The sequence below is a fragment of the Pseudomonas cichorii genome (assembly GCF_018343775.1).
Classification (GTDB): domain Bacteria; phylum Pseudomonadota; class Gammaproteobacteria; order Pseudomonadales; family Pseudomonadaceae; genus Aquipseudomonas; species Aquipseudomonas cichorii.
The window spans coordinates 1,840,361-1,866,600 of the sequence record NZ_CP074349.1; the positions used below are offsets into that span (position 1 = coordinate 1,840,361).

Below are 26,240 nucleotides of genomic sequence, written 5' to 3' on the forward strand. Positions count from 1 at the left end.
GCCGTGTACAGCGGCTGACAGGCTTTTCAGTCATTCAGGTGGGAAATTGCAGCGCATTGGTCAGGTCGCCCATGGGTGTCTGGCCACGGGCAGCCATGGCGTCGTCGCGACGCTTGAGGCCATCGAGCTTTTCAAGCCCGTGAACCCGTGTAATCAGGCGCAGGATCGAGGCGGTGTCGTAGACGGTATGGTCCACCGTGCCTTTGCGGGCGAAGGGCGAGACGACGATTGCCGGGATGCGTGTGCCGGGGCCGAAGCGGTCGCCCTTGGGCGGCGCGACGTGGTCCCACCAGCCGCCGTTTTCATCTACGGTGATGACGATCACCATGTTTTCCCACTGCGGGCTGTTGCGCAGTACTTTGATGACCCGGTCGATATGGCGGTCGCCGGAAGCGACGTCAGCGTAACCGGCATGCATGTTCAGGTTGCCCTGAGGTTTGTAGAAGGTCACGGCAGGCAGCTTGCCGGCCTCGGCGTCGGCCAGGAACTTGTTGGTGCCGGACTCATCGCCCAGGCCGCCATCGCGCAGGCGCTTCTTGCGCTCGGCCGGGTTCTCCGGGCCTTGGTTTTTGAAGTAGTTGAACGGTTGGTGGTGGTACTGGAAGTTGGGGATTTTCGGGATGCCGGTGGAGTCCTTGAATTCGTCCAGCGTGACTTGCCAGGCACCTGCATACCAGGCCCATTCGACGTCTTTCTTCGACAGCTTGTCGCCGATGTGGTCGTGGATCTGGGGCACCAGCACGTTGGCCAGGTCCGGTTTGGAGTAATCCGGGTTCTGCGGATCGCGCAGCCAGGTCGGCCAGTAGGGCGGGGCGAGGGTGTTGACCGCGTAGCCGTCTGGCGTGAGCGCGCTTGGGCCGAATTGTGGCGGACCCTCCAGGGCGCTGGCCGGGGATTTATCCAGTGGCTTGAGGCGCGGGTCCAGCGGGTCGTCGCTTTGCAGGGTGGCGATCTGGGCCTTGGCGGCAGAGTTGGCGGCGTCCGGGTAGAACGGCGCGGTAGCCGAAATCAGGTACTGGTGGTTGAGGAACGATCCGCCGAAAGCGCCCTGGAAGAAGTTGTCACAGAGCACGAACTCCTTGGCGACGTCCCACAGGCGCAGCGAATACTGGCTTTGCGGGTAAACCCCCATGGTCAGCCCGCCCGCATCGGCCCAGGCCACGAAGCGGTCGTTCTTGCCTTCGTTGATTTGCATCTGGTTCTGATAGAACACGTGCCACAGGTCGCGAGTGACAAGGCTCAAGGGCAGGTCTTCGCCACTCGGGCCTTTGAGCGGGAAGGGCGCGTTGTGCAGGTTTTCCTGATATTGCACGCCAGCGGCGTAGGTGACGCCATCGACCGTCTGCGGCCCGAGCTGCAAGACGCCGCCCCAGGCCGGCGGCAGGGTCTTGAGTAAAGAGCCGTCGCGGTCGTGTTGCTGGTAGTCGGCAGGCTTGAGGGCCGAGAGTGGTTTTTCGACGCCGGGGAAGTCAGCGAACAGGTTATTGAAGCTGCGGTTCTCGGCGTAGATGACGACGACGGTCTTGATGTGGTGCTTGAGTGCCTTGTCCAGCTCGGTGCCGGTCAGGCGTCTTTCAGTGCCAGAGGCGTTTTTTTCGCTGGCTGTGGCGTAACCGCTGAGGGTGACGCCTGCGCCCAGCGCCGCCATTCCTCCCAGAAAACGGCGACGGCTGGGGTTGGTTTGTGAGTCGTCGTCTGGTTTGTTGCTCATGCGGATTACCTGCTCGCTTTAATTGTTACTAAAGATTTCCGAGAGCGTATCGAGGCTATATGACGATATTGCTACAGGAGTGCGTGCCGGGAGTAGGTGCGGCGATTCTTCATGGAGCGGGAGCTGTTGTGTACCGATCGATGATCCGCTGGATCTCTCCCGAGGCCTTCATGCGCGCCAGGGTGTCGAGGATTTCCTGCGCGGGGATGTCCGGGTCATTGCGCACGATGCAGCCGGTTTCCTGTTCGCTGATCCTTGAAACGGTCTTGAGGCGTTTGTGGTCGGGCAGGTCGCGGTTGATCCAGTCCATGACCAGTTGGCTGGCAATCGCGTAGTGATAGCGACCGGCGATGAGTTTGCGCAATGCATGTTCCTGGCTGCGTGCGTCTTCGCGAACCAGTTTGTGGTTGGCGAACAGATGATCCATGGTCGGGTAGCTGTACCCCAGCACGGTACCGATGGTTTCGTGATCGAACTGATTGGGGTAAGGGCCTGCCGCGGTTTCGGCTGATGCGATCAGCAGGTCGCGCTGATACATGAACGGCAGGCTCCACAGATAATCCCCCGACAGCTCCGGCACCCAGGCCTTGGCGGTGTAGCAGCGCACATCCACTTCGCCGTGCTCCAGCGCTGGCTGAACGCGCAGACGTGGCAGCACGTGGTACTCGGCGGTTCGGCCTAACTGATGCGTCAGGCTCTGCATGATGTCGAACAGGATGCCGGAAGTGGGCTGGTGGTTTTCGATACGGATCAAGGGCATCGACCAGCTTTCGGCCACGGAAAAACGCAGCGTGGGGTCGGCGGCGCTGATCAATGGGCTGAACAGAAATGAAATGCACAACAGAATCGGGTTTCGACGCATGGGGGGCCCCAGCCACAGCCGCACTATGCGGCTTTTAAAAGACCGTATACAGAGTACCCTTGCACTTCATTCGTTCAGCTCGTGGTTGTGCATCCGCTAGTGAAATCCATGACTATCCTGACGGCTCTGAGGGAATGTAGCCGCGTTTTGCGGATAACGCTCTTAACAGGCGTTTTTACATGCTATGTCTACTCCTTCCCCCGGTGTGTCCATGTCCTGGAGCCCGGTCTGAACCTCAACCCAGCGCCTTGACCCGCATCGTTCTCCTGAGCATCGGTAATGTGAACAACACCAGCAGCACAGCCGCCGCCGACAGTGCCAGGGGCAGGCCGTGAGCACTGGTGGTCATCGCTGCGCCGCTGACCAGTGGTCCAAGCAGGCTGCCTACCCCCCACAAAAAGCCGGCGCTGGCATTCGCTGTGACCAGATCCTGACCTTTGAAGCCTTCGCCGATCAGAATGATTGCCAAGGTGTAAACCCCGCCTGCAACGGCCCCGAGTACGATCAGGCTTGGCCAGAGTAGCAAGGGATGGTTCATCAGCCATGGCAGGCACGCCCCGATGGTCAGAGACAGAACTCCGCACCCCAGATAGACCAGAGGCCGGGCAATTTTGTCTGATAGCCAGCCCAGCGGAAACTGCAGAGCGGCATCGCCGAGCAGTATTACCGTCACCATCAGTGCTGCGAGTTTGATGGTGTAACCGTGTTCGGCGGCATAAACCGGAAACATCGACAGGATCACGCTATCGAAGAACGAGAAGAAGATGATGCCCATGCAGAGCGCCGGTGCAACTTGAATGAAGCCCAGCACCGAGAAGGTCTTGCTTTCCGAGTGTCCGTGCCAGATCACTTGTCGGGGCAAGGTGAAGCTGATCGTCCCCAGTGCCAGAATATTCCCGAGCACCACCACACCGATTACCTGTAGTCCTGCGGTGCCAAACATGGCCACCATGCCTGGTCCCATCACCTGAAAGATCGTGAAGCAGGTGGTGTAGATCGCAACGATCCTTCCTCGATGGGAGTCCTCGGCGATTTCATTGACCCAGGATTCTCCGATAATGATGATGAGCCCTGCGGCCACGCCCATCACCAGCCTGGCCAGAGCCAGGCCGTAGAGCGTCGATGCGAATACCTCGATGGCTGCAACGCTGAGGGCCGATAGCGCGAAGCACCCCATATAGATGTGTCTTCGGCTCAAGCGCTGGCTGACCCAGTCCACCATAAAGGCCGACAATATGATGCCGGCCGCTGGCAGTGCAGACATCACACCGATATGAACGCTCGAAGCCTGTGCCTGATAAAGGCGCAGTGCAACCACTGGCACGGTCGAACCGATAGTCAGGCCGACGATGGAAACTCCCAGTATCAGAGCCGCCAACAGTACTTTATTCATCAGTCATACCCCGGGCCTGCTGTCGTCCAGACAACCCATTCATGCTCCAGCCGCCACAAGATGTTCGTGGATGTCACGTTGCGGTAACGTCGGTTTGGCAATCCGGACACCGTTCACGTAGAGGCAGGACGCCGCAACCCCGTGACCGCCGTAGGGGTTATAGCCTTTCTCCACCACATGCAGGTCGGTGTTTTTGAGTACGGTTTGCGTATCATGTTTTCCGCGTGCAACCAGCTCATCGATATAGTGGCTGCTGCCAAACAGTGACACGTACATTGAATTGGGCGAATAGAGCGGGTGTTCGAAGTAGCTCGCCAGTTCTGCGTCTTCGTCATAAGGTTGAACGAAGAATACCGGGGCAAAGAACTCTTTGTAATTGCCTCCCAGAGACAACGGTCGTTCAAACACGGTAGGACGTATCAATCCACTGATCGGGTTGATTTCACCTCCGTATGTGCAGTGCTCCCGATACTCCTTGAACATCTTTACCACTTTCAGGGTGTGATCAGGATCGCTGTTAGGTCCCACAATATTCTCTTTGCAGGCGTAATCCCCCACATGTCCCTCGCATTTGGACAACTCTTCACGCAAGCGATGAATGAATTCGGCATGGATATCTCGGTGTACCAGAATGCTGTTGGGACCTGCGCAATCCTGCCCCTGATTGTAAAGCACCACTCGCAGGGCACTTTCGATGGCGGTGTCGATCGAGGCATCGGCAGCCACTACCAGTGGGTTATGGCCCGCTCCGTTGAGAATGAACAAGGTGCGCTTGAGGTAAGACTTGCGCACCTTGGTCGCGTTTTCCGGTGTGCCGGTAAAGATCACCGCATCAGAGATAGCCGCAGTCTGGCTGACGAATGTCTCTTTATCTGCGAAAGAGATGTTCAGGTTCGGGAAAAAGCGCGCCAACTGCAGGGGTTCCAACAACTTTTTATAGTGCGAGTGCATGGCGGTAGGCGGTCGAAGCCAGGCTTCATCAGCCATCAATGAAGGAACGATGCCAAAGCATGTCGTTGCATAGATCGGTTGGTTGAGTGGCAGATAACTTGTGACGCAATGCACCTTGCGCTCAAAGAACGGGCTATTGAGTTCCAGGTTCTCCAGAAGCTCGACACAACGTTCGATTTCATCCACCGCTACGTTGTAGCACTCGAACCCTGAAAGGCTCTCGGCAATCGCTTCTTTATTGTCTCGAAGATGCTGTGCAAAGGCTGCAGCACGTGCCTTGACTTCCAGAAAATCGATGGCCTCCAGAACTCGTCCGCTGCCTGATGCAGGCACAAGAAGGGCCGAGCGCTGGATGTCATGCGACTCGGTAATGGCTTGATTGACTTGCGTACTCATGGTTTCACTCTCCCTGTGATTAATTGCCTGTTCGATCCGTGATTCGAGTTCCATACAAAAAGCCTGCACGCCCATGCGAGTGATGTATTCCTCCAGCCGTGGTCCGCTTTCCTCACCGAACAGGCAGGCATAGAGCATCCGATAAGCCATGTCGTGACTGGGGGCGCCAACCTGATCAAAGAGGTGTGTAAGGGGTGTATCCGCCATGGATTTGTGATGCAGTGACAGTTGTTTGAATTGTTCTGACAGTCGATACAGGAGTGATTCGGCGTACTCATTGATCAGGCGTGGCTTGAAGCGCGGGGCAATCCGTTCCTGATAGTAGGTAAACGCTTTCTGTATAACGTGGGTGAAGGTTTCATCCGCGAGAATGTCCTGCCGGATTTTTTCGTGCTTGAGCAGGTAATGGTAAGCCGCGTCAATATCACCGGGATGGCAGGCGGTCAGGATGTTCAGTATCCGCTGGTAGGTGGAGAGACGTTTGCGATGAGTCGGTTGGCGGTGGAAATAAGCAACCGGGTTGTCATTGTCTCCTGCTACCAGTCGTGCATGGTCGGCACAGTAATTGTCATACGCTTTGATCGACACCTGTGGGTGAAAACGGGTCGTGCGGTAAGGGTTGCTGAACATGAAATGCTGCAACGCTTCTTCAGGCATGTACTTGCTGACTTGTTCCAGCGAGAAACCGTTGCCTTTGCTTTTGGATATTTTCTTGCCGGCAATATCGGTAAAGAGCCCGTACTTCATCAGGATCGGAGCTTGTACTTCCAGAACTGCGCAGATATCACGCACGGTATTCGCGGAGTCCGTCAGGTCCTCGCCATGCATTTCAAAAGAGATATTGCGGTGAATCAGGCGCATTGCCCAATCGGCTTTCCATTGTAATTTGCAGTGTCCGTCCAATACCGACGTGGTGATATCTTCGCCAATTGGCTCATCGGTGTAGTATTCCTGAGAGGTAATACTGTACTCCTCGCCGGGTCTATTGATCAGCAGATCCGGGGGAATCCGGTACGTTATCTCTCCTCGCTGAAGATCCACGTTCCGGACGACCAGATGCTCAATGATCCGCCCGGAAAATCGCGACATGGGCATGAACATGCTGTAGCTCTTTCTGCGGGTGATCCCCAGACGTGATGCCACCACCTGATTGATCGACTCCATTCGAGCGAGAAACTGTCGAATGGTCGAGTTGTAGTAGCCGGACCGATAAAGGGTACTGTTTTCTAACAGTTGATAATCCAGCCCATAGGGGGCCAGTGCATGATCAAGTCGGGCGTTGATACCTGCCGACAGACTTCTCGCGTTCTCGAACGGGTCGGGAATATCGCACAATGGCAATCCCAGGCAGCTCTGTAGAGCCTGTGGCTGAGCAAAGGTCGCAGGCACTTTCCTCAGGGCGTCCATATCGTCGGAAATAATAAGAAGCCGGGTTTCCTTGCCGGAGATTCGTTCAAAGGCTGTTCTGACGATGCTGACGCGCAGCACCTCACACAAGGTTCCGATATGCGGCAGTCCGGAGGGGCCAAACCCCGCGCCGAAGGCAACGGTTTCGTTGTTATCGGCAGTTCTTTCCTGAATTTGTCGAGCAAGACTTTTCCACCACATGCAATGAACTTCCTGTTTGATGCAATTAACCGTCCCCCGCAGGACGTGATGTAAAAAGCGATGAAGTCATCGCTGATAGGCACGGCAAAGCCCTGAGTCGCTATCGGAAGGTTGTAAGACCCGAATGGCGAGTGGGTGTTTTTCAGAGGGGAGGCGAGAAGGTAAAGGCAAAAAGAATGCAGCGACGACTGTTCGTAACCTGGCCATCCAGCCAGGCCATGTCCTTGTGGGCGTGCATCAGATATAACGACGGGTTCACTATGGAAAGCGACATGAGAGATATCAATAGTCAGATAATTGCCCATACGTCTATGCCATATGGGCAGTATTCAATTACAGGCAGATAACCGTAAACCTGAACAACCTGTTGTCTGCCAACCCTTGTAAAATGCAGCGTCCTGATCTGGTATTGATGCTTATCGTGAGTGCTCTCTTCTTGAGGGCTTACGATAAGTTGTCCGAGCTTACGCCAGCCTTTTATTGAAATTCAATCCCTGCACGCCAGGAAACTTTCAACCAGTGACTAATTCATCTTGCCCCCCCTTGTGAGCGCGTTCTTTATTCGTCTCTGCATCACGCGCAAGGCAGGTGCGCGTTTTCAGACCTGGGTGAGAAACGCCGTACGAGCCAGATAACCCATGAGACCAGATGCAATTTTGCTCTTGCTCCGCTAGCATTAGCGGTCTTCCGCTTCCCAGTTGCGACGGTTTTCAATGAGTTATCAGGTTCTTGCACGTAAATGGCGTCCGCGCTCGTTCCGCGAAATGGTCGGCCAGACCCATGTGCTGAAGGCCCTGATCAATGCGCTGGACAGCCAGCGGCTGCACCATGCCTATCTGTTCACCGGCACCCGTGGCGTCGGCAAGACGACCATTGCGCGGATCATCGCCAAGTGCCTGAACTGTGAAACCGGCATTACTTCAACGCCTTGCGGTACCTGTTCGGTCTGTCAGGAAATCGACGAGGGCCGTTTTGTCGACCTGATCGAGATCGACGCCGCCAGCCGGACCAAGGTCGAGGACACCCGCGAGTTGCTGGATAACGTCCAGTACGCACCGAGCCGCGGGCGCTTCAAGGTCTACCTGATCGACGAAGTGCACATGCTCTCCAGCCACTCGTTCAATGCGTTGCTCAAGACCCTCGAAGAGCCACCGCCTTACGTCAAGTTCATCCTGGCGACCACCGACCCGCAAAAGCTGCCAGCCACGATTCTGTCGCGCTGCCTGCAGTTCTCGCTGAAGAACATGACCCCCGAGCGTGTGGTCGAACACTTGAGCCATGTGCTGGGTGTCGAGAATGTGCCGTTCGAGGACGACGCACTCTGGCTGTTGGGCCGTGCGGCTGATGGTTCGATGCGTGACGCCATGAGCCTGACCGATCAGGCCATTGCTTTCGGCGAAGGCAAGGTCATGGCCGCCGATGTGCGTGCCATGCTGGGCACACTGGACCATGGTCAGGTGTTCGATGTGCTGACGGCCTTGCTGGAAGGCGATGCACGCGGGCTGCTGGAGGCCGTGCGTCACTTGGCCGAGCAAGGGCCTGACTGGAATGGCGTGCTGTCGGAGATTCTCAACGTCCTGCACCGTGTGGCAATTGCCCAGGCGCTGCCCGAGGGTGTCGACAACGGTCACGGTGACCGTGATCGCGTACTGGCTCTGGCACAGGCGCTGCCTGCCGAAGATGTACAGTTTTATTACCAGATGGGCCTGATTGGACGTCGCGATCTTCCTCTGGCGCCGGACCCGCGCGGCGGCTTTGAAATGGTGCTGCTGCGCATGCTGGCCTTCCGTCCTGCCGAGAGCGCCGATGCGCCGAGACAGCCGCTAAAGCCAGTGGGGATCAACCAGGCCGCAGTTGATTCCCGACCTCCGGTGGCAGTTGCCACTGCCGTTGCCCCGGTTGCTCCCGTCACGCCCGCTGCTGCGCCCGCACCGGTTGTCGCGCCTGCGCCTGTCGTTGAAAAGCCTGCGCCCGAGCCCGTGCAGCCGCCTGTTCAAGAGGCTGCGCCGGTCGAAGAAATCGATCTGCCATGGATTGAGTCCAAGGCCCCTGTTGCCGAGCCGGTGCCTGAGCCTGTCGCTGAGCCAGAGCCAGAACCCGTGCTTGAAACCGTGGCCGAGCAGCCCGAGCTGACGCCAATGCCCACGCCCGAGCCGGCCAGCCCGGTGCCGGACGCGCCGCAGGTCCAGCAGCCCGAGCCGGTGGCTGAGCAGCAGGTGACACCGGGCATGCTTGAGGCCATTCCGGATTCGGCCTATATGTCGGCCCCCATGGATCGCGACGACGAGCCGCCTGCGGATGACGACTATGTAGAGCCGGATATCGACATCGATCCTGCTTCCTATAGCTATCTCGATGAGCTGGCCCACGAAAGTGTCACCGAAGCCGAGGCATCGGAGCCCGAGCCAGAACCCGCTGCGATGCCGGCCACGGGCCTTGCGCTGCAATGGCTGGAAATGTTCCCGCAGTTGCCCATTTCGGGCATGACAGGCAGCATCGCCGCCAACTGCACACTGATCAAGGCCGAAGGCGATAACTGGCTGCTGCACCTGGACCCTGCCCACAGCGCCTTGTTCAACTCGACTCAGCAGCGTCGCCTCAATGATGCGTTGAACCAGTTCCATGGCCGCACGATCAATTTGAGTATCGAGCTGATCAAGCCCGAGCAGGAAACCCCTGCCCAGGCGGCGTCTCGCTTGCGTGCCGAGCGTCAGCGTCAGGCCGAGGCTTCGATTCATGCCGATCCGTTCATCCAGCAGATGTTGCAACAGTTTGGCGCAGTGATTCGGGAGGATACGATCAAACCCGTGGACGCTCCCGTAGCGCAGGCTCATTAACTGACGGCTCGACGCTTGTGGCGTCGCGCAAACGAACCATCCATTTTCGAGGAGATATCCCATGATGAAAGGTGGCATGGCTGGCCTGATGAAGCAGGCCCAGCAAATGCAGGAAAAAATGGCCAAGATGCAGGAAGAACTGGCCAACGCGGAAGTGACCGGCCAGTCGGGCGCAGGCCTGGTGAGCGTGGTGATGACCGGTCGTCATGACGTCAAGCGCATCACTCTGGATGACAGCCTGATGCAGGAAGACAAGGAAGTGCTGGAAGACCTGGTTGCCGCTGCCGTCAACGACGCCGTGCGCAAGATCGAACAGGCCAGCCAGGAAAAGACCGCCAGCATGACCGCAGGCATGCAACTGCCGCCGGGCATGAAGCTGCCTTTCTAAGGCCTGTTCTCTGCACCGATCAATGCCAGGCCCAGTGCCTGGCATTTTTTTGCCCTGCTTTTCGCGAATGAATTCGCTCCTGCCGTGGGAGCGAATTCATTCGCGAAGAGGCACGGGACGGCATCTGTGGCAGGTATGGTTGACGCTCATTGCAAGGCGCGGGTATAAACCGCGTCTTGTGTTTTCGTCGGACCTTTCTCCATGAGCTTCAGCCCCCTGATTCGCCAATTGATCGATGCCTTTCGCGTCCTGCCGGGTGTCGGTCAGAAAACCGCTCAACGCATGGCGCTGCAGCTGCTGGAGCGGGACCGCAGCGGTGGCTCGCGCCTCGCACTGGCATTGAGCCAGGCCATGGAAGGTGTCGGTCACTGCCGTTCATGCCGTACCCTCACTGAAGAAGATTTATGCCCGCAATGCGCCGACCCTCGTCGCGACGACACGCTGCTGTGCGTGGTCGAAGGGCCGACGGATGTCTATGCGGTGGAGCAGACGGGCTATCGCGGGCGTTACTTCGTGCTCAAGGGCCACTTGTCGCCACTCGATGGGCTCGGGCCTGAGGCGATTGGCATTCCGCAATTGCTGGAGCGCATCAACGAGCAGGGCACTTTCACTGAGGTCATTCTGGCCACCAACCCGACGGTGGAAGGTGAAGCCACAGCGCATTACATTGCCCAGTTGCTCAACGACAAAGGCCTGATTGCCTCACGCATCGCCCATGGCGTGCCCTTGGGGGGCGAGCTGGATCTGGTGGATGGCGGGACACTGGCGCATTCGTTTGCAGGGCGTAAGCCGATAGCGTTGTGAGGTTTTTCGCGAATGAATTCGCTCCCACAGTAGGAGTGAATCCATTCGCGAACAGGCAATTACTGCTCGTTCAACGCAAAGCTGGTCAGGCAGAACGTCGGGATATTCATGTCGACCAGACGCTGAGAACCGCCCAGTTCCGGCAGGTCTATGATGGCTGCGGCTTCGTGAATGTGCGCGCCCATGCGGCGGATCAGGTTGGCCGCTGCAATCAGGGTGCCGCCTGTGGCGATCAGGTCATCGAACATCACCACCGAGTCGCCATCGCACAGGCTGTCGGCATGCACTTCCAGATAGGCTTCGCCGTATTCGGTCTGGTAGCCCTCGGACAGCACGTCTGCCGGTAGCTTGCCCTGTTTGCGGAACAGGATCAGCGGCTTGTTCAGCTCATAGGCCACGACCGAACCGATCAGAAAGCCACGCGCATCCATGACACCGACATGGCTGAAGTCGGCGTCGATGTAACGCTGCACGAAGCTGTCGATCACCAGGCGGGTCGCCTTGGGTGACTGGAAGAGCGGGGTGATGTCGCGAAAGACCACGCCTGGCTTGGGGAAGTCCACGACTGGGCGAATCAGGGATTTGAAGCTCAATTCATCGAAAATCATTACATATGATCCGGGGGCAAGGTTGGCCGGTAGTTTAAGCCGACCCGCTCCGGATCGCACGTTTCAACTTTCCATTGCCCCGCCAGCCAGGGCACAGAGCTGGATCGGGTCCAGAATATGGATCTCCTTGCCTTCGGCCGCAATCAGCTGATTTTGCTGGAAACGGGTGAATACGCGGGATACGGTTTCCACGGCCAGACCCAGGTGATTGCCGATTTCGTTGCGGGACATGCTCAGGCGGAACTGGTTGGCCGAAAAGCCTCGTGCCCGGAAGCGTGCCGACAGGTTGATCAGGAAGGTCGCAATACGCTCGTCGGCGGTCTTTTTCGACAACAGCAGCATCATTTGCTGGTCATCGCGTATCTCGCGGCTCATGACGCGCATCAGTTGCCGACGCAGTTGCGGGAGCTTTACGGACAGTTCGTCGAGACGCTCGAAAGGGATTTCACAGACCGACGTGGTTTCCAGGGCCTGGGCTGAAACCGGGTAAGCCTCGGAGTCCATCCCGGACATGCCGACCAGTTCGCTGGGCAGGTGGAAGCCGGTGAGCTGTTCTTCACCGCCGTCACTGATATTGAAGGTTTTCAGGGCGCCGGAACGTACGGCATAGACCGAAGAGAAGGTATCGCCCTGGCGAAACAGGAATTCGCCTTTCTTCAGCGGGCGGCCACGCTTGACGATTTCGTCGAGGGCATCCATCTCTTCCAGGTTCAACGACAGCGGCAGACAGAGCGGCGCGAGGCTACAGTCCCTGCAATGGGCCTGGGTATGAGCACGCACTTTGACCGGCTCGGACATCACTTAATTCCTTGTGGGAAATCACACATAGGTCGTAAGGGTAACTCACGCACTGTGGCTTAGACAAGTGCGCGAAGTGTTCTCGGGTATCAAGGTTGTGTTGAATGTGTCGATAAACTTACACAGCTCTAACCTTTAAGCAGGTCTTCTCATGTCGTTGTCAGGTCCGATCATCGGCTCCATCAATATTCACACTCCTGCGGTTCAAACACCGGTCGCTCCCGTTCAGTCCGAAACTGCGGCGCCTGTGAAAGAAACGAAGGGCATTGAGGTGAATCTGTCGAGTGCAGGCAAGGCTGCGGCGTCTTCGTCGTCGAAAAACTCGGATATCGAACAGAGCGGTCTTCCTGAGTCGGTCCAGAAAATTCTCAAGGCTATTCGCGAACTGCAAAAGAAAATCGCGGAAACCATGGAGAAGATCCAGGAAGTGCTCAACGACAAGACTCTGAGTTACGACGAACGCCAGACCCGTGCCACTGCACTGCAAACGGTGCTGGGCATGTTGCAGCGGCAGGTGAGCAACTCCACCGCTGACATGGCCAATCTCATGAACCAGATGCAGGCCAGCGATGCCGACAAGGTCAAGGCCGGGGTTCTGGTCATGGCCAAGATGTAAGGGTTCATATCACCCGTGAAAACCGCTGACGGTTCTGCTGGTTCAGATAGCTATCGAACACCATGCACACCGAACGCACCAGCAGACGACCGGCCGGCAGGACATTGATGCCGGTTGCGGTCAGCTCGATCAGCCCGTCCTGGGCCATCTCGGTCAGTTGCGGCCAAAGCCCCTCGAAATAAACTCTGAAATCGATGTTGAAGGCGTGTTCGATCTCGTTGAAATCAAGGTCGAAATGGCAGATCAGTTGCTGGATCAGGGCACGTCTGATCCGGTCATCCTCTGTGCAGACCAGGCCCCGCTTGGTTGCCAGTTGGTCGCTGGCCAGCAGCCCTTGATAGTCGTTCAAGTCACTGCTGTTCTGGCAATACAGGTCGCCGATCTGGCTGATCGCCGAGACGCCCAGGCCAATCAGGTCGCAATGGCCGTGGGTGGTGTAGCCCTGGAAATTGCGCTGCAGGGTCAGTTCTTCCTGGGCAACGGCCAGTTCGTCATCGGGCAGCGCGAAGTGGTCCATGCCTATGTAGCGATAACCGGCCTTGGTCAGTTGCTCGATGGTGCGCTCCAGCATCAGCAGCTTGGTTTCCGGGCTGGGCAGATCGGCGTTGTCGATGCGCCGCTGGGGCATGAAGCGTTCGGGCAGGTGGGCGTAGTTGAAGACCGACAAGCGATCGGGTTGCAGGCTGATGATTTCGTTGACGGTATGGGTGAAAGCGTCGAGGGTCTGTTTGGGCAGCCCGTAGATCAGGTCGATATTCACCGAACGAAATTGCAGGGTGCGTGCGGCTTCGACGATGGCGCGGGTTTCTTCCAGGCTTTGCAGGCGATTGACGGCACGCTGGACGGCCGGGTCCAGGTCCTGCACTCCCAGGCTGACACGGTTGAAACCCAGTTCGCGCAACAGGCCCATGGTAGACCAGTCGGCTTCCCGCGGGTCGATTTCGATGCCGTAGTCGCCTGAGTCGTCATCGAGCAGGTTGAAGTGGGTGCGCAGTTTCGTCATCAACTGGCGCAGTTCGTCGTGGCTGAGGAAGGTCGGCGTACCGCCACCGAAGTGCAATTGCTCGACCACCTGACCAGGGGCGAGGTGGCTGGCCAGCATCTGGATTTCCTGTTCAAGCCGCTGCAAGTAGGCCTGGGCACGACCCCGATCCTTGGTGACCACTTTATTGCAGGCGCAGTAGTAGCAAATGTTCGCGCAGAACGGGATATGAACGTACAGCGACAAGGGCCGCACGGCCTTGCGGCTGTCACGCAGGGCGTGAAGCAGGTCGAAGGCGCCGACTTGTGTGTGAAATTGCACTGCGGTCGGGTAGGACGTGTAGCGCGGTCCTGCCAGGTCGTAGCGGCGGATCAGATCTGAGTCCCAACGAATGGCGTCGAGCATGCGGGCATTCCCCCGGATAGGCTGGCAATGCGAGTGAGTCTACGGAGCTGTCTGTGGGCGGGTGTTGATGTGCGTCAAATACGCGCGCAGGGTGATCACAGGACTCTGTGTGTGCCGCTCAGTGCCCCATGAGCCAGTGCTGATGCGGGCCGGGCAGGGTCCACAGGCCGAACAGGATCACCAGCAGGCCACCGGCCATGCGGATACCGCGTTTGCGCAGCAGAGTCGTGGTGCGCTCGGCGGCCAGCCCGGTGGCGAGCAGCACGGGCCAGGTCCCCAGGCCGAAGGCGAGCATGAGCAAGGCGCTGTTCATGGCATTGCCCTGGCTGGCCGCCCACAGCAAGGTGCTGTAGACCAGCCCGCAAGGCAGCCAGCCCCACAGTGCGCCCAGCAGCAAGGCGCGTGGCAGGCTCGATACCGGTAGCAGGCGGGTTGCAACGGGTTGAATATGGCGCCAAAGGCCGCGCCCCAGGCTTTCGATGCGGGTCAGGCCGCTCCACCAACCCGCGAGGTACAGGCCCATGGCAATCAGCAGCAGGGCGGCGATGACCCGCATCGCCATGGCCAGCGGGCTGTTGGCCACGGCCCAGCCTGCCAGCCCGAGCAACAGGCCGGCGCAGGCATAGCTGAAGATGCGTCCCAGGTTGTAGGCCAGCAGCAGGCGAAAACGGCGGCTGCGTTGTTCTTTGGGAATGGCCAGGGTCAAGGCGCCCATCAGGCCGCCACACATGCCCAGGCAATGACCACCGCCCAGCAGGCCGAGAATCAGGGCGGACAGCAGCAGGGGAACGAGTTCAGGCATCGGGCTTTGTCTCGTCCTGCTTCAACGGCGTGCTCTTGCGCACGGCCTCATCCTGGGCGGCTTGATGGTTGGGGTCCTGATCGTCGAACAGAATGCTGTGGGCCGGACCTTCCATGTCGTCGTATTGCCCGCTGTCCACCGCCCAGAAAAACACATAGATCGCGATGGCGACCAGCAGCAGCGCTGCGGGGATCATGATGTAGAGCGCGGGCATAAAGCCTCCGGAACCGGCTGTCGAATGACGGACGCAGGCGCCTTGGTCGTGGGCAGACGGGTCAGGCGCAAGGCGTTGAGCACAACCGTCAGTGAACTGATGGACATGCCGACCGCCGCCCAGACAGGTGTGATCCAGCCCAGTGCCGCGAACGGCAGCATGAGGCCATTGTACAGCCCGGCCCACAGCAGGTTTTCGATAATCACCCGGCGAGTGCGTCGCGCCAGACTGAAGGCTTGCACCAGCACCTGCAAGCGATTGGACAGCAGCACCGCGTCGGCGCTGGTTTTCGCCAGATCCGTGGCCGAGCCCATGGCGATGCTGATATCGGCGGCGGCCAGCACTGGCACGTCATTGACGCCATCACCCAGCATCAGCACCTTGCGTCCCTGTTTGTGCAGTTTTTGCAGCATGACCAGTTTGTCGTCCGGGCGCAGGCCGCCGTGGGCTTCGTCGATGCCCAGGTCAGCGGCAACGCTGGCAACCATGGGGGAGGTGTCGCCGGACAGCAGCAGGGTTTTCCAGCCCCGAGCCTTGCAGGCCTGCACAAGCTGGCTGGCATCCTCGCGCAGTCGGTCATCCAGAACCAGCCATGCCAGCGGCGCTTGGGTATCGCCCAGCAGCAACCATTGGCCCGCTTCATCAGGCATGGCCGGAATCTCGCTGGCGCTCAGGGCGCAGACGAATCCCGGTTGGCCAATGCGCAGTCGATAGCTGCCGACGGTACCTTCCAGACCAAGGCCCGGTGTGCTGTGAACGTCTTCTGCGGCAAGTGGTGCGCGTCCGAATGCCCGGGCGATGGGGTGTTCCGAGCGGTTTTCCAGGGCGGCGGCCAGACTCAGGCAGGTATCGGCATCCAGTTCGCCAAGGGGTTTGATGCTGCGCAGGGTGAGTCGGCCTTCGGTCAGTGTGCCGGTCTTGTCGAAAATCACCGTGTCGATCTGGTTCAGGCCTTCGAGCACATGACCGCGGGTCAGCAGCAGGCCGACTGTGTGCAAGGTGCCAGTAGCGGCGGTCAGGGCGGTCGGGGTTGCCAGTGACAGGGCGCAGGGGCAGGTGGCGACCAGCATCGCCAGGACAATCCAGAAGGCGCGGGCCGAATCGATCTGCCACCAGCACAGGCCGATGACGGCGGCGGCGATCAGTGAACCGAGCAGGAACCATTGGGCTGCGCGGTCGGCGATTTCTGCCAGCCGGGGTTTTTCCGTCTGGGCGCGCTCCAGCAGGCGCACGATGGCCGAGAGGCGGGTTTCATGGCCCAGCGCCTGGACATGAATCGTGAGCGCGCTTTCGACATTGAGCGTGCCTGCGGTCACGCTGTCGCCTGTGCTGCGCGGTTGCGGCAGGTATTCGCCGGTCAGCAGCGATTCATCGACGCTGGACTGGCCTTCCAGCACCTTGCCGTCTGCCGGGATGATTGCGCCTGGGTGTACCAGAATCCGGTCGTTCAGATGCAGTTCGCTGAGCAGGATGCGTTGGGTCTGGCCGTTATCGTCCAGCCGCAGGCAGGAGGCGGGCAGCAGGTTGATCAGTTGGGCGGTGGCGGCGGCAGTACGTTCCCGCGCACGCCGCTCCAGATAGCGACCCGCCAGCAGAAACAACGCAAACATGCCGGCCGCATCGAAATACAGCTCGCCGGTGCCGGTGATGGCCGTCCAGATGCCAGCCAGATAGGCGCCGCCTATGGCCAGCGACACGGACACATCCATGGTCAGGTGGCGAGTACGCAGGTCGCGCAGGGCTCCCCGAAAGAAGGGCGCGCAACTGTAGAAAATGATGGGCGTGGTCAGGAACATCGCGACCCAGCGCAGGATGGCATGCATCTCGGGGCTGAGGTCGATATTGAATTCCGGCCACGTAGCCATGGTCGCCATCATCGCCTGAAACCACAGCAGCCCTGCGACCCCCAGTTGACGCAGGGCCAGTCGGTTTTCCCTGGCCAGTTGTTCGGTGGCGCGGTCGGCCTGATAAGGGTGAGCGGCGTAGCCGATGCTGCGCAGTTCGCTCAGCAACTGGCTCAACGGCAACTGGCTGTCTGCCCAGCGCACATGCAGGCGATGGCTGGACAGATTGAGCTGAGCTTCGGCGACGGCGGGCAGGCTGCGCAGATGGCGTTCGATCAACCAGCCACAGGCCGCGCAACTGATGCCTTCCATCAAGAGCGTGGTTTCGGACAGTTCGCCTTCATGACGTACGAACCCTGCCTGCACATCGGGGCGGTCGTACAGTTCCAGCTCATCCACCAGTTGTGCGGGCAGGCTGTCTGGGTTGATCGAGGTTTCGCTGCGGTGACTGTAGTAACTTTCCAGCCCGCCAGCGACGATGGCCTGCGCCACTGCCTGGCATCCCGGGCAGCACAGTTCGCGGGTTTCCCCGAGCACGATGGCGGTGAATCGGCTGCTGGATGGAACGGGCAGCGCGCAGTGGTAGCAGGGTGTGGTCATGGTCTTTTAAGTGTTGCCAAGTCAGTTTGGTCCCTGGGGAGGCAACTGCCATGCGTCCGATCTGCTCCCACCTCAATTCTTCCCTTGCAACGGTTCATCGCCCAGGTTCAGCGATGCAGTGTGGTTGACCTGCTCCTCCTCGAACAGACGCCAGGTCTGGCCGTTTTCGGTACCCAGCAGTTCAACGAAGCGACGGCCTTCGATCCTGTCCTGCAACTGGCCGATGTACCGGCCGGCTTCGGTCGGGCTGCGGGTCAGGAAGATACGACGGTCCTTGTCCGGCTGGGTCGGGGAGATCAGGTTCAGTTCCAGGCGCTCGGGCTGGCTGTTGCCGCTCAGGTGCAGCTCGGCTTCACCGGTCAGGTCGTCCAGATGGATGCTGGCGCGCACCTTTAGGGTCTGGGCCAGCAGTTCGCGGTTGAGCGAGCGGTTGATGCCTTTGCCAGCTTCGTAATAGTTGTCGTTGACCAGATTGTCCGGGTTATTCACGGCAATGGTCACCATGGACAGGCTCAGGGTCACCGAGCAGGCCAGGATGCCGATGATGATCCATGGCCAACGGTGCTTGTACCACGGGCTTGAAGCGAGTGCGACTGACATGGCGGGTGTCCCTTAGCGTATTTGTGGGCCGATGAAGCGGCTCCTGGCTTCGACATGGGTGTCGCTGTTGTCGATGTCCTTGAGGATGAAGGTGACCTCGTTGGTGCTCGATGGCATTTTTTCCGGTGCGCTGGACAGCTCCACCGCAATACTGAGGATATCGCCTGCGGCCACCCTGAGTTCACGTCGGCCCTGCAGTTTCAGATCCGGCAGGCCGGTCGCATCGAGGATATAGGTGTGGTCGACCTGATCCTTGTTCATCACCTTGAGGCTGTAGACGTTTTCGATGCGTCCTTCGGCATTTTCGCGGTACAGCACGCGGTCCTTGCTGACATCGAAACCCACCAGCGAGCGCATGAAGAAGGCGCTGGTCAGGAAGCCGATCATCAGCAGCAGAACCAGGGCATAGCCAATCAGGCGTGGACGCAGTTTGTGGGTGACCTGACCTGACAGGTTGTGCTCGGTGGTGTAGCTGATAAGGCCACGCGGGTAACTCATCTTGTCCATGATGGTATCGCAGGCATCGATGCAGGCCGCGCAGCCGATGCATTCGATCTGCAACCCTTCGCGGATGTCGATGCCGGTCGGGCAGACCTGAACGCACATGGTGCAATCGATGCAGTCGCCCAGGCCTTGGGCCTTGTAATCCACATCTTTCTTGCGCGGCCCACGGCTTTCCCCACGACGCGGGTCGTAGGAAACGATCAGGGTATCCTTGTCGAACATGACGCTCTGGAAGCGTGCATACGGGCACATGTGAACGCACACCTGCTCGCGCAGCCAGCCTGCATTGCCGTAAGTGGCCAGGGTAAAGAAGCCGATCCAGAAATAGGCCCAGCCGTCGGCTTGCCCTGTGAACAGTTCGATGCTCAGGTCGCGGATGGGGGAGAAGTAGCCGACGAAGGTCAGGCCGGTCACGAAGCCGATCAAAAGCCAGAGGCTGTGCTTGCCGAGCTTGCGCAGGAACTTGTTGGCGCTCATGGGCGCCTTGTCGAGTCTGATGCGTTGGTTGCGGTCGCCTTCGGTGACTTTTTCACACCACATGAAGATCCAGGTCCAGACGCTTTGCGGGCAGGTATAGCCGCACCAGATTCGCCCGGCGTAGACGGTGATGAAGAACAGGCCGAAGGCGCTGACGATCAGGATGCCCGACAGCAGGATGAAGTCCTGTGGCCAGAAGGTTGCACCGAAGATGTAGAACTTGCGCTCCGGCAGGTTCCACCACACTGCCTGATGCCCGCCCCAGTTCAGCCAGACCGTGCCGAAATACACCAGAAACAGGGCAAGCCCGCCCAGCATGCGCAGGTTGCGAAACCGGCCTGTGAAAGCGCGGGTGTAGATGTTTTCTCGCGCGGCGTAGAGGTCGACGGTCTTGTCGTCATTCCCGGGTGGCGGGGTGATGTTCTGTACGGGAATCCGGTTGTTCATTGGGGCGTCCCACGGCAGTGGAAAAATGCCACAGCCAGTACGTGCCGACTGAGGTCAAGAGCGGTTTCTTATGGCGTCCATGATACGCCTGCCCTTATACCCCAAGGCTGCGACCTTTGGTCGCGTTGGGTTCCTTCAGCGGTTCGTGTAAGTGACCTGGATCAATTGACAGGGTAATTAAAGTTGCCGGTCAGCGGGGTGCCGTTCGGTAAGGTGCCAGTTCTTCGTGCAACTGGCTGGCCCAGGGGTTGAGCACCGGGACGCCACAATGCTGGAAATCGTTGGTGTTGCGGGTCACCACTTTCATGCCATGAACCAGGGCGGTGGCTGCAATCAGTGCATCGCATTCGCTGCGCGGATCGGGAATGTGCAGCCGGGCACAGCGCTTGGCCACGGCGGTGTCCACGGCCAGGATTCGTCCGGCGAAAGCTTTCAATACGTGATGCTCCAGCCATGTGCGCAGCGCCGCGCCCTGGATGGGGTCACGGCGTTCGATGCGCAATATGCCTGTTTCCAGCTCCATGATCGTGATGGCCGAAATAAACAGGCTGGCGGCCGCCTGATCGTTTGCCCATCGGACCACATTCGTATCTGCGTTGCGCTTTCTGAGTTCGGATACCACATTGGTATCGAGCAGGAACATCAGGACAGGTCCACAGAGCGAGGGGTGAGATCGGGCCGTTGACGCTCGAAATCGATATCCATGTCTTCAGGCATGATCAGCATGTCGACGATGCTGGCAGAGCTGCCGGTCAGTTTTCGATAGTCTTCGATGGAGAGCAGGACATGGGCAGGGCGACCTCTGTCGGTGATGAATACCGGCCCGTCGTTCGCAGCCTTCTTGGCTCCGCTGGTGTCCTGATTGAATTCGCGGCTTGAAAGCGTTGTCGTCATGAAGGTGACCTCCTGGAAGATGTAGATATGTTTCTATATTGCTGGCCCAAGCAGTCTAGTCGTGTAGAAACATGACTACAACAGAAATGTATTGTCCAAATGCAACAGCCCCGCGGGTTGAGGGCGGGGCTGTCTTGTCGAGCCGGTCACTGAGGTTCGGCGGGTTTTTCCTGGCGTGACAGGCTGTAGACATAAGCAGCCAGCAGGTGAACCTTGTCATTGCCCTGCGTTGCTTCCTGGGCTGGCATCTGGCCCTGACGCCCGTAGCGGATGGTCTGTTGCAGTTGCGCAAAGCTTGATCCGTAGATGAATGCGCTCGGGTGGGTGAGGTCTGGCGCGCCGAGCACTTGCATGCCTTTACCTTCCGGACCGTGGCAGGCTACGCAATTGGTCGCAAATATCTTCTGTCCTGCCACCGGGTCGGCCTTGGCGTCCTCGGGCAGTTTTCGGCCGTCGAGCCGGGTCAGGATGTAAGCCGAAACGTCACGCACGCCTTGCTCGCCCACCACGTCACCCCATGCCGGCATCACCGCATGACGACCTTTGAGGATGGAGGTCTTGATGGTCTGCGGGTCGCCGCCCCAGCGCCAGTCGGCGTCGGTGAGGTTGGGGAAGCCGTAGGCGCCCTTGGCATCCGAGCCGTGGCAGACCGAGCAGTTGGAGGCGAAAAGACGACCGCCCATTTTCAGGGCCTGTGGGTCTTTGGCGACGTCCTCGATGGGCATCGCCGCGTATTTGGCGAACAGCGGCCCGAAACGGTTCTCGGCGCGGGCGATTTCCTTTTCCCATTCATGGACGCCGGTCCAGCCTTGCTGGCCATCCGAAAACTGGCGCTGTTTTTCGTTGTCCGCATAGGTGTAACCGGGCAGCAGGCCTTTCCAGTTGCCCAGGCCCGGATACAGCGCCAGATAGCCCAGAGCGAACACGATGGTGCCCACGAATAGCATGAACCACCAGCGAGGCAGCGGGTTGTCGTATTCCTCGATGCCGTCGAAGGAGTGGCCTACGGTTTCTTCGGTCTCATCATTGCGCTGGCCTTTGCGGGTGGCCAGCAGCAGCCAGGTCAGGGCGAAAATGGTACCCAGGGTCAGGACCGTTACATACAGGCTCCAGAACGTGGTCATTCTTTGTTGCTCCCGGAATCGCTGGCTTGCTGCTTGAGCTGTTCGATGGCTTGCGGGTCGTCTGCGAACGGCAGCAGGGTCGCGTCGTCGAACTCAGCCTTGCGCCTCGGGCTGAAGACCCACAGTGCCAGCCCGATGAAAGCCACCATCACCACCAGTGTGCCCAGGCCTCGAATCATTCCGATATCCATTGTGCTCACCGTTTGCTCTTGATGATGGTGCCCAGGCCTTGCAGGTAGGCCACCAGTGCGTCCATTTCGGTCTTGCCTTTCACGGCGGCCTCGGCACCCGCGATGTCTGCATCGGTATAGGGCGTGCCGAGGGCGCGCAGGACTTCCATCTTTTTGGCGGTTTCCTTGCCATCGAGTTTTTTCTCGACCAGGAAGGGGTAAGCCGGCATTTTCGATTCGGGCACCACATTGCGCGGGTTGTACAAGTGAGCGCGATGCCAGTCATCCGAGTAGCGTCCACCGACGCGGGCCAGGTCCGGACCGGTACGCTTGGAGCCCCACAGGAACGGGTGATCCCAGACGCTTTCGCCCGCCACCGAATAATGACCATAGCGCTCGGTTTCGGCGCGAAACGGGCGGATCATCTGCGAATGGCAACCCACACAGCCGTTGGCGATATACACGTCGCGGCCTTCGAGTTCCAGGGCGGTGCGCGGTTTCATGCCTTCGACCGGCTTGTTGGTCACGTCCTGAAAGAACAGCGGCACGATCTGGGTCAGGCCGCCGATGCTCACGGCAATGACCATGAAGAAGGCCAGCAGGCCAATGTTCTTTTCGAGTACTTCATGTTTCATCAGTGAGCTCCCACGACAGCGATCCGGGCTGCGGCTTCGGCTTCTTTCGGATCGGAGGCCCGGACGGTACGCCATACGTTCCAGGCCATCAGCAACATGCCGCTGGCGAAGATCGCACCGCCGATCATGCGCACGACATAGCCCGGATGGCTGGCCTGTAGCGCTTCGGCGAAGGCGTACGTGAGTGTGCCGTCGTCATTGATCGCCCGCCACATCAGGCCCTGGGTAATGCCGTTGACCCACATGGATGCGATGTAGAGCACCGTGCCGATGGTGGCGAGCCAGAAGTGGGCGTTGATCAGGCCGATGCTGTGCATCTGCTGACGACCGAAGACTTTCGGAATCATGTGATAGACAGCGCCGATGGAGATCATGGCGACCCAGCCCAAAGCACCGGCGTGGACGTGGCCGATGGTCCAGTCCGTGTAATGCGACAGCGAGTTCACCGTCTTGATGGCCATCATCGGACCTTCAAAGGTGGACATGCCGTAGAACGCCAGGGATACCACCAGGAAACGCAGGATCGGGTCGGTGCGCAACTTATGCCAGGCACCGGAGAGGGTCATCATGCCGTTGATCATGCCGCCCCAGCTCGGGGCCAGCAGAATGATCGACATCACCATGCCCAGCGACTGTGCCCAGTCCGGCAGGGCGGTGTAATGCAGGTGGTGCGGACCGGCCCAGATGTACAGGGTGATCAGCGCCCAGAAGTGCACGATGGACAAACGATACGAATAGATCGGCCGCTCGGCCTGCTTGGGCACGAAGTAATACATCATCCCCAGAAAGCCCGTAGTCAGAAAGAAGCCCACCGCGTTGTGGCCGTACCACCACTGGATCATGGCGTCGGTCGCACCCGCGTACGCCGAGTAGGATTTGAACAGGCTCACCGGCAACGAGATATGGTTGACGATGTGCAGCATGGCGGTCACCAGAATAAAGGCGCCGTAGAACCAGTTGCCGACATAGATGTGTTTGGTATTACGTCGGGCGATGGTGCCGAAGAACACTACGGCGTAGGTGACCCAGACAATGGCCAGCAGAATAGCAATCGGCCATTCGAGTTCGGCGTATTCCTTGGTGGTGGTGTAACCCATGGGCAGGGTGATGATTGCGCTGACGATCACCGCTTGCCAGCCCCAGAAGGTGAAAGCGGCCAGGCCATCTGAAATCAGCCGTGTCTGGCAGGTTCGCTGCACCACGTAATAAGAAGTGGAAAACAGTGCGCAGCCACCGAAAGCGAAGATCACAAGGTTAGTGTGCAGCGGTCGCAGGCGCCCGAATGTGGTCCATTCCATATCAAGATTCAGGCTTGGCCAGACCAGCTGCGCGGCAATGAAAACGCCGAGCCCCATGCCGACGATCCCCCAGACTACCGTCATGATGGCGAACTGGCGTACCACCTTGTAGTTATAAGCGGTCGGGCTGATTGCTGTGCTCATTTGCAGAGTTCCACGGTGCAGTATTTATGGATATTCAGAAGGCCACGAACTTGCCCTCGGCAGAGGCCGGGCAAGTATTTGCACTGAAACGATGGCCCTTTGAGGCAGGTTCCAGAAACACCGGAACACAGCCGACGCAGACCGAAAAAGGCGGGATGGACAGGTCGATGACACATGCCGACAAATGCGCGAAGCATTCACTTCCCATGACCTGTGGCCAGCTAATGCCAGTCCACTGCGGGCAAGCTTAGTCGTGAAAGGCGGGCATGGGAAGCCGAGAGAGAGAGGGCTGCAAGGAGGTGAGAGAATTCCGCACCCCGTTGCAGGGTGCGGAATTCAGTGGTGCTCCGGGAGGCGTTGTTACTGTGACTGCTTTTCCCTGCGCTCGAGTTGATCAGGACTCTGAGAAAGGCTGTACACATACGCGGCCAGCAATTGCACTTTGTCATTACCCAGCAAATTGGCCTGAGCAGGCATATGACCCTGTCGACCCAGTCTGATGGTCTGTTGCAGCTGTGCAAGGCTGGTCCCGTAAATAAAACCGCCCGGTTGCGTAAGGTTCGGGGCGCCCATAGCTTCGACGCCTTTACCTGCAGCACCATGACACGCTACGCAGGTCGAGCTGAATATTTGCTGTCCGGCAGACAGATTGGCCGTGTCATCGGCCGGCAGCGGCAGACTGGCCAGAGAGTGGCGAACATAGGCTGCGACGTTCTTGACGCCTTCTTCACCGATGACCTGACCCCAGCCCGGCATGGCGGCGACCCGGCCCAGCATGATGCTGTTCTTGATGGTGTCGGCATTGCCGCCCCATCGCCAGTTGGTGTCGGTGAGGTTCGGGAAGCCATAGGCACCCTTGGCATCCGAGCCGTGGCAGACCGAACAGTTGGAGGCGAACAGGCGGCCGCCCATTTTAAGTGCCTGCGGGTCCTTGGCGACTTCCTCTACCGGCATGGCGGCGAATCTGGCAAAGATGGGACCGAATCGGGCGTCGGCCCGGTCCATTTCCTTTTCCCATTCATGGGCGCCAGTCCAGCCGTTTTCGTAACCGGGCAGGATGCCTTTCCAGTTGCCCAGGCCCGGGTAGAGGATCAGATAGCCGACTGCGAACACCAGAGTGCCCGCGAAGAGCATGAACCACCATTGCGGCAACGGGTTGTCGTACTCCTCGATGCCGTCGAAGCTGTGGCCCATGGTCTGGTCGGTGCTGCCCTTGGTTTCGCCTTTGCGTGTGCCGATCAACAGCCAGGTCAGCCCGATCAGGCTGCCGAGGGTCAGCACGCAGATATAGGTGCTCCAGAAGGTGGTCATGGCTGGTTACTCCGCACGACAGGTTGTTCCGTTCCAGGTTTCGCGTCAGTGCCTGGGGGGTGAGGCTCGTCGGCAAAGGGCGCCATGCGGGCCTCGGCGAAATCCGGGTTGCGTTTGCTGCTGGACACCCACAGGGACATCCCGATGAAGGCGATCGCCACGATCAAGGTGCCGAGGCCGCGCAAGTCTTGAATATCCATGGCTCACCTCTTGCTCTTGATGGAAGTGCCCAGCACTTGCAGGTAGGCCACCAGTGCGTCCATTTCGGTCTTACCCTTGAGGCTGGCAACTGCACCGGAGATATCGGCATCGGTGTAAGGCACGCCCAGAGTGCGCATGGCGCGGATCTTGGCTTCGGTATGGCTGCTGTCCACTTGCTGGGTGACCAGCCACGGGTAAGCAGGCATTTTCGATTCCGGTACGACGTTGCGCGGGTTGTACAGATGGGCGCGGTGCCAGTCATCCGAGTAGCGTGCGCCCACCCGGGCCAGGTCCGGACCGGTGCGCTTGGAGCCCCACAGGAACGGGTGATCCCAGACGCTTTCGCCCGCCACCGAGTAGTGACCATAACGCTCGGTCTCGGCACGGAACGGACGGATCATCTGCGAGTGGCAGCCTACGCAGCCTTCGCGGATATAGATGTCGCGGCCTTCGAGTTGCAGGGCGGTATAGGGCTTCATGCCTTCGACCGGCTTGTTGGTCACGTCCTGGAAGAACAGCGGCACGATCTGGGTCAGGCCCCCGATACTGACGGCCAGTACCATCAGGATCATCAACAGCGTGACGTTCTTTTCGATCACTTCATGTTTCATGGTCA

The 26,240-nt window shown here is 59.1% G+C and carries 25 protein-coding genes; 4 read left to right on the top strand and 21 right to left on the bottom strand.

What is annotated here, in order from left to right:
* Positions 1-34: 34 nt before the first annotated feature.
* From acpA to KGD89_RS08205, 4 genes are all read right to left on the bottom strand, one after another.
* Entirely contained in the window at positions 35-1,711 is a 1,677-nt protein-coding gene (gene acpA, locus KGD89_RS08190) for an acid phosphatase (protein WP_025259303.1), read from the bottom strand.
* 109 nt (positions 1,712-1,820) lie between these two features.
* On the bottom strand, positions 1,821-2,573 hold the full coding sequence (locus KGD89_RS08195; protein WP_025259304.1) for a substrate-binding periplasmic protein: 753 nt from the start codon (positions 2,571-2,573) through the stop codon (positions 1,821-1,823).
* Between the two features lie 235 nt (positions 2,574-2,808).
* Positions 2,809-3,966, bottom strand: coding sequence for an MFS transporter (locus KGD89_RS08200; protein ID WP_025259305.1), 1,158 nt, complete (start codon positions 3,964-3,966; stop codon positions 2,809-2,811).
* 39 nt (positions 3,967-4,005) lie between these two features.
* On the bottom strand, positions 4,006-6,921 hold the full coding sequence (locus KGD89_RS08205) for an aldehyde dehydrogenase family protein (RefSeq protein WP_025259306.1): 2,916 nt from the start codon (positions 6,919-6,921) through the stop codon (positions 4,006-4,008).
* Positions 6,922-7,634: 713 nt separating this feature from the next.
* Between KGD89_RS08205 and dnaX the strand changes: the two genes are divergently transcribed.
* From dnaX to recR, 3 genes are all read left to right on the top strand, one after another.
* A complete protein-coding gene (gene dnaX / locus KGD89_RS08210) occupies positions 7,635-9,758 on the top strand; it encodes a DNA polymerase III subunit gamma/tau (protein ID WP_025259307.1) in 2,124 nt (707 codons plus the stop codon).
* Positions 9,759-9,819: 61 nt separating this feature from the next.
* Complete coding sequence (locus tag KGD89_RS08215; protein ID WP_025259308.1) at positions 9,820-10,146, top strand: YbaB/EbfC family nucleoid-associated protein; 327 nt, start codon at positions 9,820-9,822, stop codon at positions 10,144-10,146.
* Positions 10,147-10,347: 201 nt separating this feature from the next.
* Complete coding sequence (recR, locus tag KGD89_RS08220; RefSeq protein ID WP_025259309.1) at positions 10,348-10,950, top strand: recombination mediator RecR; 603 nt, start codon at positions 10,348-10,350, stop codon at positions 10,948-10,950.
* Between the two features lie 59 nt (positions 10,951-11,009).
* On the opposite strand, the gene KGD89_RS08225 is transcribed toward recR, so the two are convergent.
* Together KGD89_RS08225 and fnr are read right to left on the bottom strand one after the other, a co-directional pair.
* On the bottom strand, positions 11,010-11,558 hold the full coding sequence (locus KGD89_RS08225) for an adenine phosphoribosyltransferase (RefSeq protein WP_025259310.1): 549 nt from the start codon (positions 11,556-11,558) through the stop codon (positions 11,010-11,012).
* Positions 11,559-11,621: 63 nt separating this feature from the next.
* Positions 11,622-12,356, bottom strand: a complete 735-nt coding sequence (fnr, locus tag KGD89_RS08230; RefSeq protein WP_025259311.1) for a fumarate/nitrate reduction transcriptional regulator Fnr — start codon at positions 12,354-12,356, stop codon at positions 11,622-11,624.
* Between the two features lie 151 nt (positions 12,357-12,507).
* Between fnr and KGD89_RS08235 the strand changes: the two genes are divergently transcribed.
* Positions 12,508-12,972 (top strand): hypothetical protein, encoded by a 465-nt coding sequence (locus KGD89_RS08235; RefSeq protein ID WP_025259312.1) that lies wholly within the window; start codon positions 12,508-12,510, stop codon positions 12,970-12,972.
* 4 nt (positions 12,973-12,976) lie between these two features.
* Here KGD89_RS08235 and hemN read toward each other — a convergent pair whose 3' ends face one another.
* From hemN to ccoO (KGD89_RS08310), 15 genes are all read right to left on the bottom strand, one after another.
* The gene (hemN, locus tag KGD89_RS08240; RefSeq protein ID WP_025259313.1) at positions 12,977-14,359 is read right to left on the bottom strand and encodes an oxygen-independent coproporphyrinogen III oxidase; all 1,383 of its coding nucleotides are present in this window, start codon (positions 14,357-14,359) and stop codon (positions 12,977-12,979) included.
* 118 nt (positions 14,360-14,477) lie between these two features.
* Positions 14,478-15,161 (bottom strand): sulfite exporter TauE/SafE family protein, encoded by a 684-nt coding sequence (locus tag KGD89_RS08245; protein WP_025259314.1) that lies wholly within the window; start codon positions 15,159-15,161, stop codon positions 14,478-14,480.
* A complete protein-coding gene (ccoS, locus tag KGD89_RS08250; protein WP_025259315.1) occupies positions 15,154-15,375 on the bottom strand; it encodes a cbb3-type cytochrome oxidase assembly protein CcoS in 222 nt (73 codons plus the stop codon). The genes KGD89_RS08245 and ccoS overlap by 8 nt, the downstream gene beginning before the upstream one ends.
* Positions 15,354-17,819: a heavy metal translocating P-type ATPase gene (locus KGD89_RS08255; protein ID WP_025259316.1), complete on the bottom strand. Its 2,466-nt coding sequence runs from the start codon at positions 17,817-17,819 to the stop codon at positions 15,354-15,356. The genes ccoS and KGD89_RS08255 overlap by 22 nt, the downstream gene beginning before the upstream one ends.
* A gap of 72 nt (positions 17,820-17,891) precedes the next feature.
* Positions 17,892-18,419 (bottom strand): FixH family protein, encoded by a 528-nt coding sequence (locus KGD89_RS08260; RefSeq protein WP_025259317.1) that lies wholly within the window; start codon positions 18,417-18,419, stop codon positions 17,892-17,894.
* Between the two features lie 12 nt (positions 18,420-18,431).
* Positions 18,432-19,847 (bottom strand): cytochrome c oxidase accessory protein CcoG, encoded by a 1,416-nt coding sequence (gene ccoG, locus KGD89_RS08265; protein ID WP_025259318.1) that lies wholly within the window; start codon positions 19,845-19,847, stop codon positions 18,432-18,434.
* 190 nt (positions 19,848-20,037) lie between these two features.
* On the bottom strand, positions 20,038-20,490 hold the full coding sequence (locus KGD89_RS08270; RefSeq protein WP_025259319.1) for a type II toxin-antitoxin system VapC family toxin: 453 nt from the start codon (positions 20,488-20,490) through the stop codon (positions 20,038-20,040).
* Positions 20,490-20,741 (bottom strand): type II toxin-antitoxin system Phd/YefM family antitoxin, encoded by a 252-nt coding sequence (locus KGD89_RS08275; protein ID WP_025259320.1) that lies wholly within the window; start codon positions 20,739-20,741, stop codon positions 20,490-20,492. Before KGD89_RS08275 ends, KGD89_RS08270 begins: the two co-directional genes overlap by 1 nt.
* A gap of 146 nt (positions 20,742-20,887) precedes the next feature.
* Positions 20,888-21,865 carry a cytochrome-c oxidase, cbb3-type subunit III gene (ccoP, locus tag KGD89_RS08280; RefSeq protein ID WP_025259321.1) on the bottom strand — a complete coding sequence of 326 codons (978 nt, stop codon included), beginning with the start codon at positions 21,863-21,865 and terminating at the stop codon, positions 20,888-20,890.
* Entirely contained in the window at positions 21,862-22,056 is a 195-nt protein-coding gene (locus tag KGD89_RS08285; protein ID WP_025259322.1) for a CcoQ/FixQ family Cbb3-type cytochrome c oxidase assembly chaperone, read from the bottom strand. The genes ccoP (KGD89_RS08280) and KGD89_RS08285 overlap by 4 nt, the downstream gene beginning before the upstream one ends.
* Positions 22,057-22,061: 5 nt before the next feature.
* Positions 22,062-22,670, bottom strand: a complete 609-nt coding sequence (ccoO, locus tag KGD89_RS08290; RefSeq protein WP_025259323.1) for a cytochrome-c oxidase, cbb3-type subunit II — start codon at positions 22,668-22,670, stop codon at positions 22,062-22,064.
* The gene (ccoN, locus tag KGD89_RS08295) at positions 22,670-24,112 is read right to left on the bottom strand and encodes a cytochrome-c oxidase, cbb3-type subunit I (RefSeq protein WP_025259324.1); all 1,443 of its coding nucleotides are present in this window, start codon (positions 24,110-24,112) and stop codon (positions 22,670-22,672) included. Before ccoN ends, ccoO (KGD89_RS08290) begins: the two co-directional genes overlap by 1 nt.
* A 360-nt stretch (positions 24,113-24,472) precedes the next feature.
* A complete protein-coding gene (ccoP, locus tag KGD89_RS08300; RefSeq protein ID WP_025259325.1) occupies positions 24,473-25,423 on the bottom strand; it encodes a cytochrome-c oxidase, cbb3-type subunit III in 951 nt (316 codons plus the stop codon).
* Positions 25,420-25,623, bottom strand: coding sequence for a cbb3-type cytochrome oxidase subunit 3 (locus KGD89_RS08305; RefSeq protein ID WP_025259326.1), 204 nt, complete (start codon positions 25,621-25,623; stop codon positions 25,420-25,422). Before KGD89_RS08305 ends, ccoP (KGD89_RS08300) begins: the two co-directional genes overlap by 4 nt.
* A gap of 3 nt (positions 25,624-25,626) precedes the next feature.
* Positions 25,627-26,235, bottom strand: coding sequence for a cytochrome-c oxidase, cbb3-type subunit II (ccoO, locus tag KGD89_RS08310; RefSeq protein WP_025259327.1), 609 nt, complete (start codon positions 26,233-26,235; stop codon positions 25,627-25,629).
* Between the last annotated feature and the right edge of the window lie 5 nt (positions 26,236-26,240).

Coding starts and splice junctions, on each gene's coding strand:
- acpA (WP_025259303.1), bottom strand. CDS start 1,711: ATGAGCAACAAACCAGACGACGACTCACAAACCAACCCCAGCCGTCGC.
- KGD89_RS08195 (WP_025259304.1), bottom strand. CDS start 2,573: ATGCGTCGAAACCCGATTCTGTTGTGCATTTCATTTCTGTTCAGCCCA.
- KGD89_RS08200 (WP_025259305.1), bottom strand. CDS start 3,966: ATGAATAAAGTACTGTTGGCGGCTCTGATACTGGGAGTTTCCATCGTC.
- KGD89_RS08205 (WP_025259306.1), bottom strand. CDS start 6,921: ATGTGGTGGAAAAGTCTTGCTCGACAAATTCAGGAAAGAACTGCCGAT.
- dnaX (WP_025259307.1), top strand. CDS start 7,635: ATGAGTTATCAGGTTCTTGCACGTAAATGGCGTCCGCGCTCGTTCCGC.
- KGD89_RS08215 (WP_025259308.1), top strand. CDS start 9,820: ATGATGAAAGGTGGCATGGCTGGCCTGATGAAGCAGGCCCAGCAAATG.
- recR (WP_025259309.1), top strand. CDS start 10,348: ATGAGCTTCAGCCCCCTGATTCGCCAATTGATCGATGCCTTTCGCGTC.
- KGD89_RS08225 (WP_025259310.1), bottom strand. CDS start 11,558: ATGATTTTCGATGAATTGAGCTTCAAATCCCTGATTCGCCCAGTCGTG.
- fnr (WP_025259311.1), bottom strand. CDS start 12,356: ATGTCCGAGCCGGTCAAAGTGCGTGCTCATACCCAGGCCCATTGCAGG.
- KGD89_RS08235 (WP_025259312.1), top strand. CDS start 12,508: ATGTCGTTGTCAGGTCCGATCATCGGCTCCATCAATATTCACACTCCT.
- hemN (WP_025259313.1), bottom strand. CDS start 14,359: ATGCTCGACGCCATTCGTTGGGACTCAGATCTGATCCGCCGCTACGAC.
- KGD89_RS08245 (WP_025259314.1), bottom strand. CDS start 15,161: ATGCCTGAACTCGTTCCCCTGCTGCTGTCCGCCCTGATTCTCGGCCTG.
- ccoS (WP_025259315.1), bottom strand. CDS start 15,375: ATGCCCGCGCTCTACATCATGATCCCCGCAGCGCTGCTGCTGGTCGCC.
- KGD89_RS08255 (WP_025259316.1), bottom strand. CDS start 17,819: ATGACCACACCCTGCTACCACTGCGCGCTGCCCGTTCCATCCAGCAGC.
- KGD89_RS08260 (WP_025259317.1), bottom strand. CDS start 18,419: ATGTCAGTCGCACTCGCTTCAAGCCCGTGGTACAAGCACCGTTGGCCA.
- ccoG (WP_025259318.1), bottom strand. CDS start 19,847: ATGAACAACCGGATTCCCGTACAGAACATCACCCCGCCACCCGGGAAT.
- KGD89_RS08270 (WP_025259319.1), bottom strand. CDS start 20,490: ATGTTCCTGCTCGATACCAATGTGGTATCCGAACTCAGAAAGCGCAAC.
- KGD89_RS08275 (WP_025259320.1), bottom strand. CDS start 20,741: ATGACGACAACGCTTTCAAGCCGCGAATTCAATCAGGACACCAGCGGA.
- ccoP (WP_025259321.1), bottom strand. CDS start 21,865: ATGACCACGTTCTGGAGCCTGTATGTAACGGTCCTGACCCTGGGTACC.
- KGD89_RS08285 (WP_025259322.1), bottom strand. CDS start 22,056: ATGGATATCGGAATGATTCGAGGCCTGGGCACACTGGTGGTGATGGTG.
- ccoO (WP_025259323.1), bottom strand. CDS start 22,670: ATGAAACATGAAGTACTCGAAAAGAACATTGGCCTGCTGGCCTTCTTC.
- ccoN (WP_025259324.1), bottom strand. CDS start 24,112: ATGAGCACAGCAATCAGCCCGACCGCTTATAACTACAAGGTGGTACGC.
- ccoP (WP_025259325.1), bottom strand. CDS start 25,423: ATGACCACCTTCTGGAGCACCTATATCTGCGTGCTGACCCTCGGCAGC.
- KGD89_RS08305 (WP_025259326.1), bottom strand. CDS start 25,623: ATGGATATTCAAGACTTGCGCGGCCTCGGCACCTTGATCGTGGCGATC.
- ccoO (WP_025259327.1), bottom strand. CDS start 26,235: ATGAAACATGAAGTGATCGAAAAGAACGTCACGCTGTTGATGATCCTG.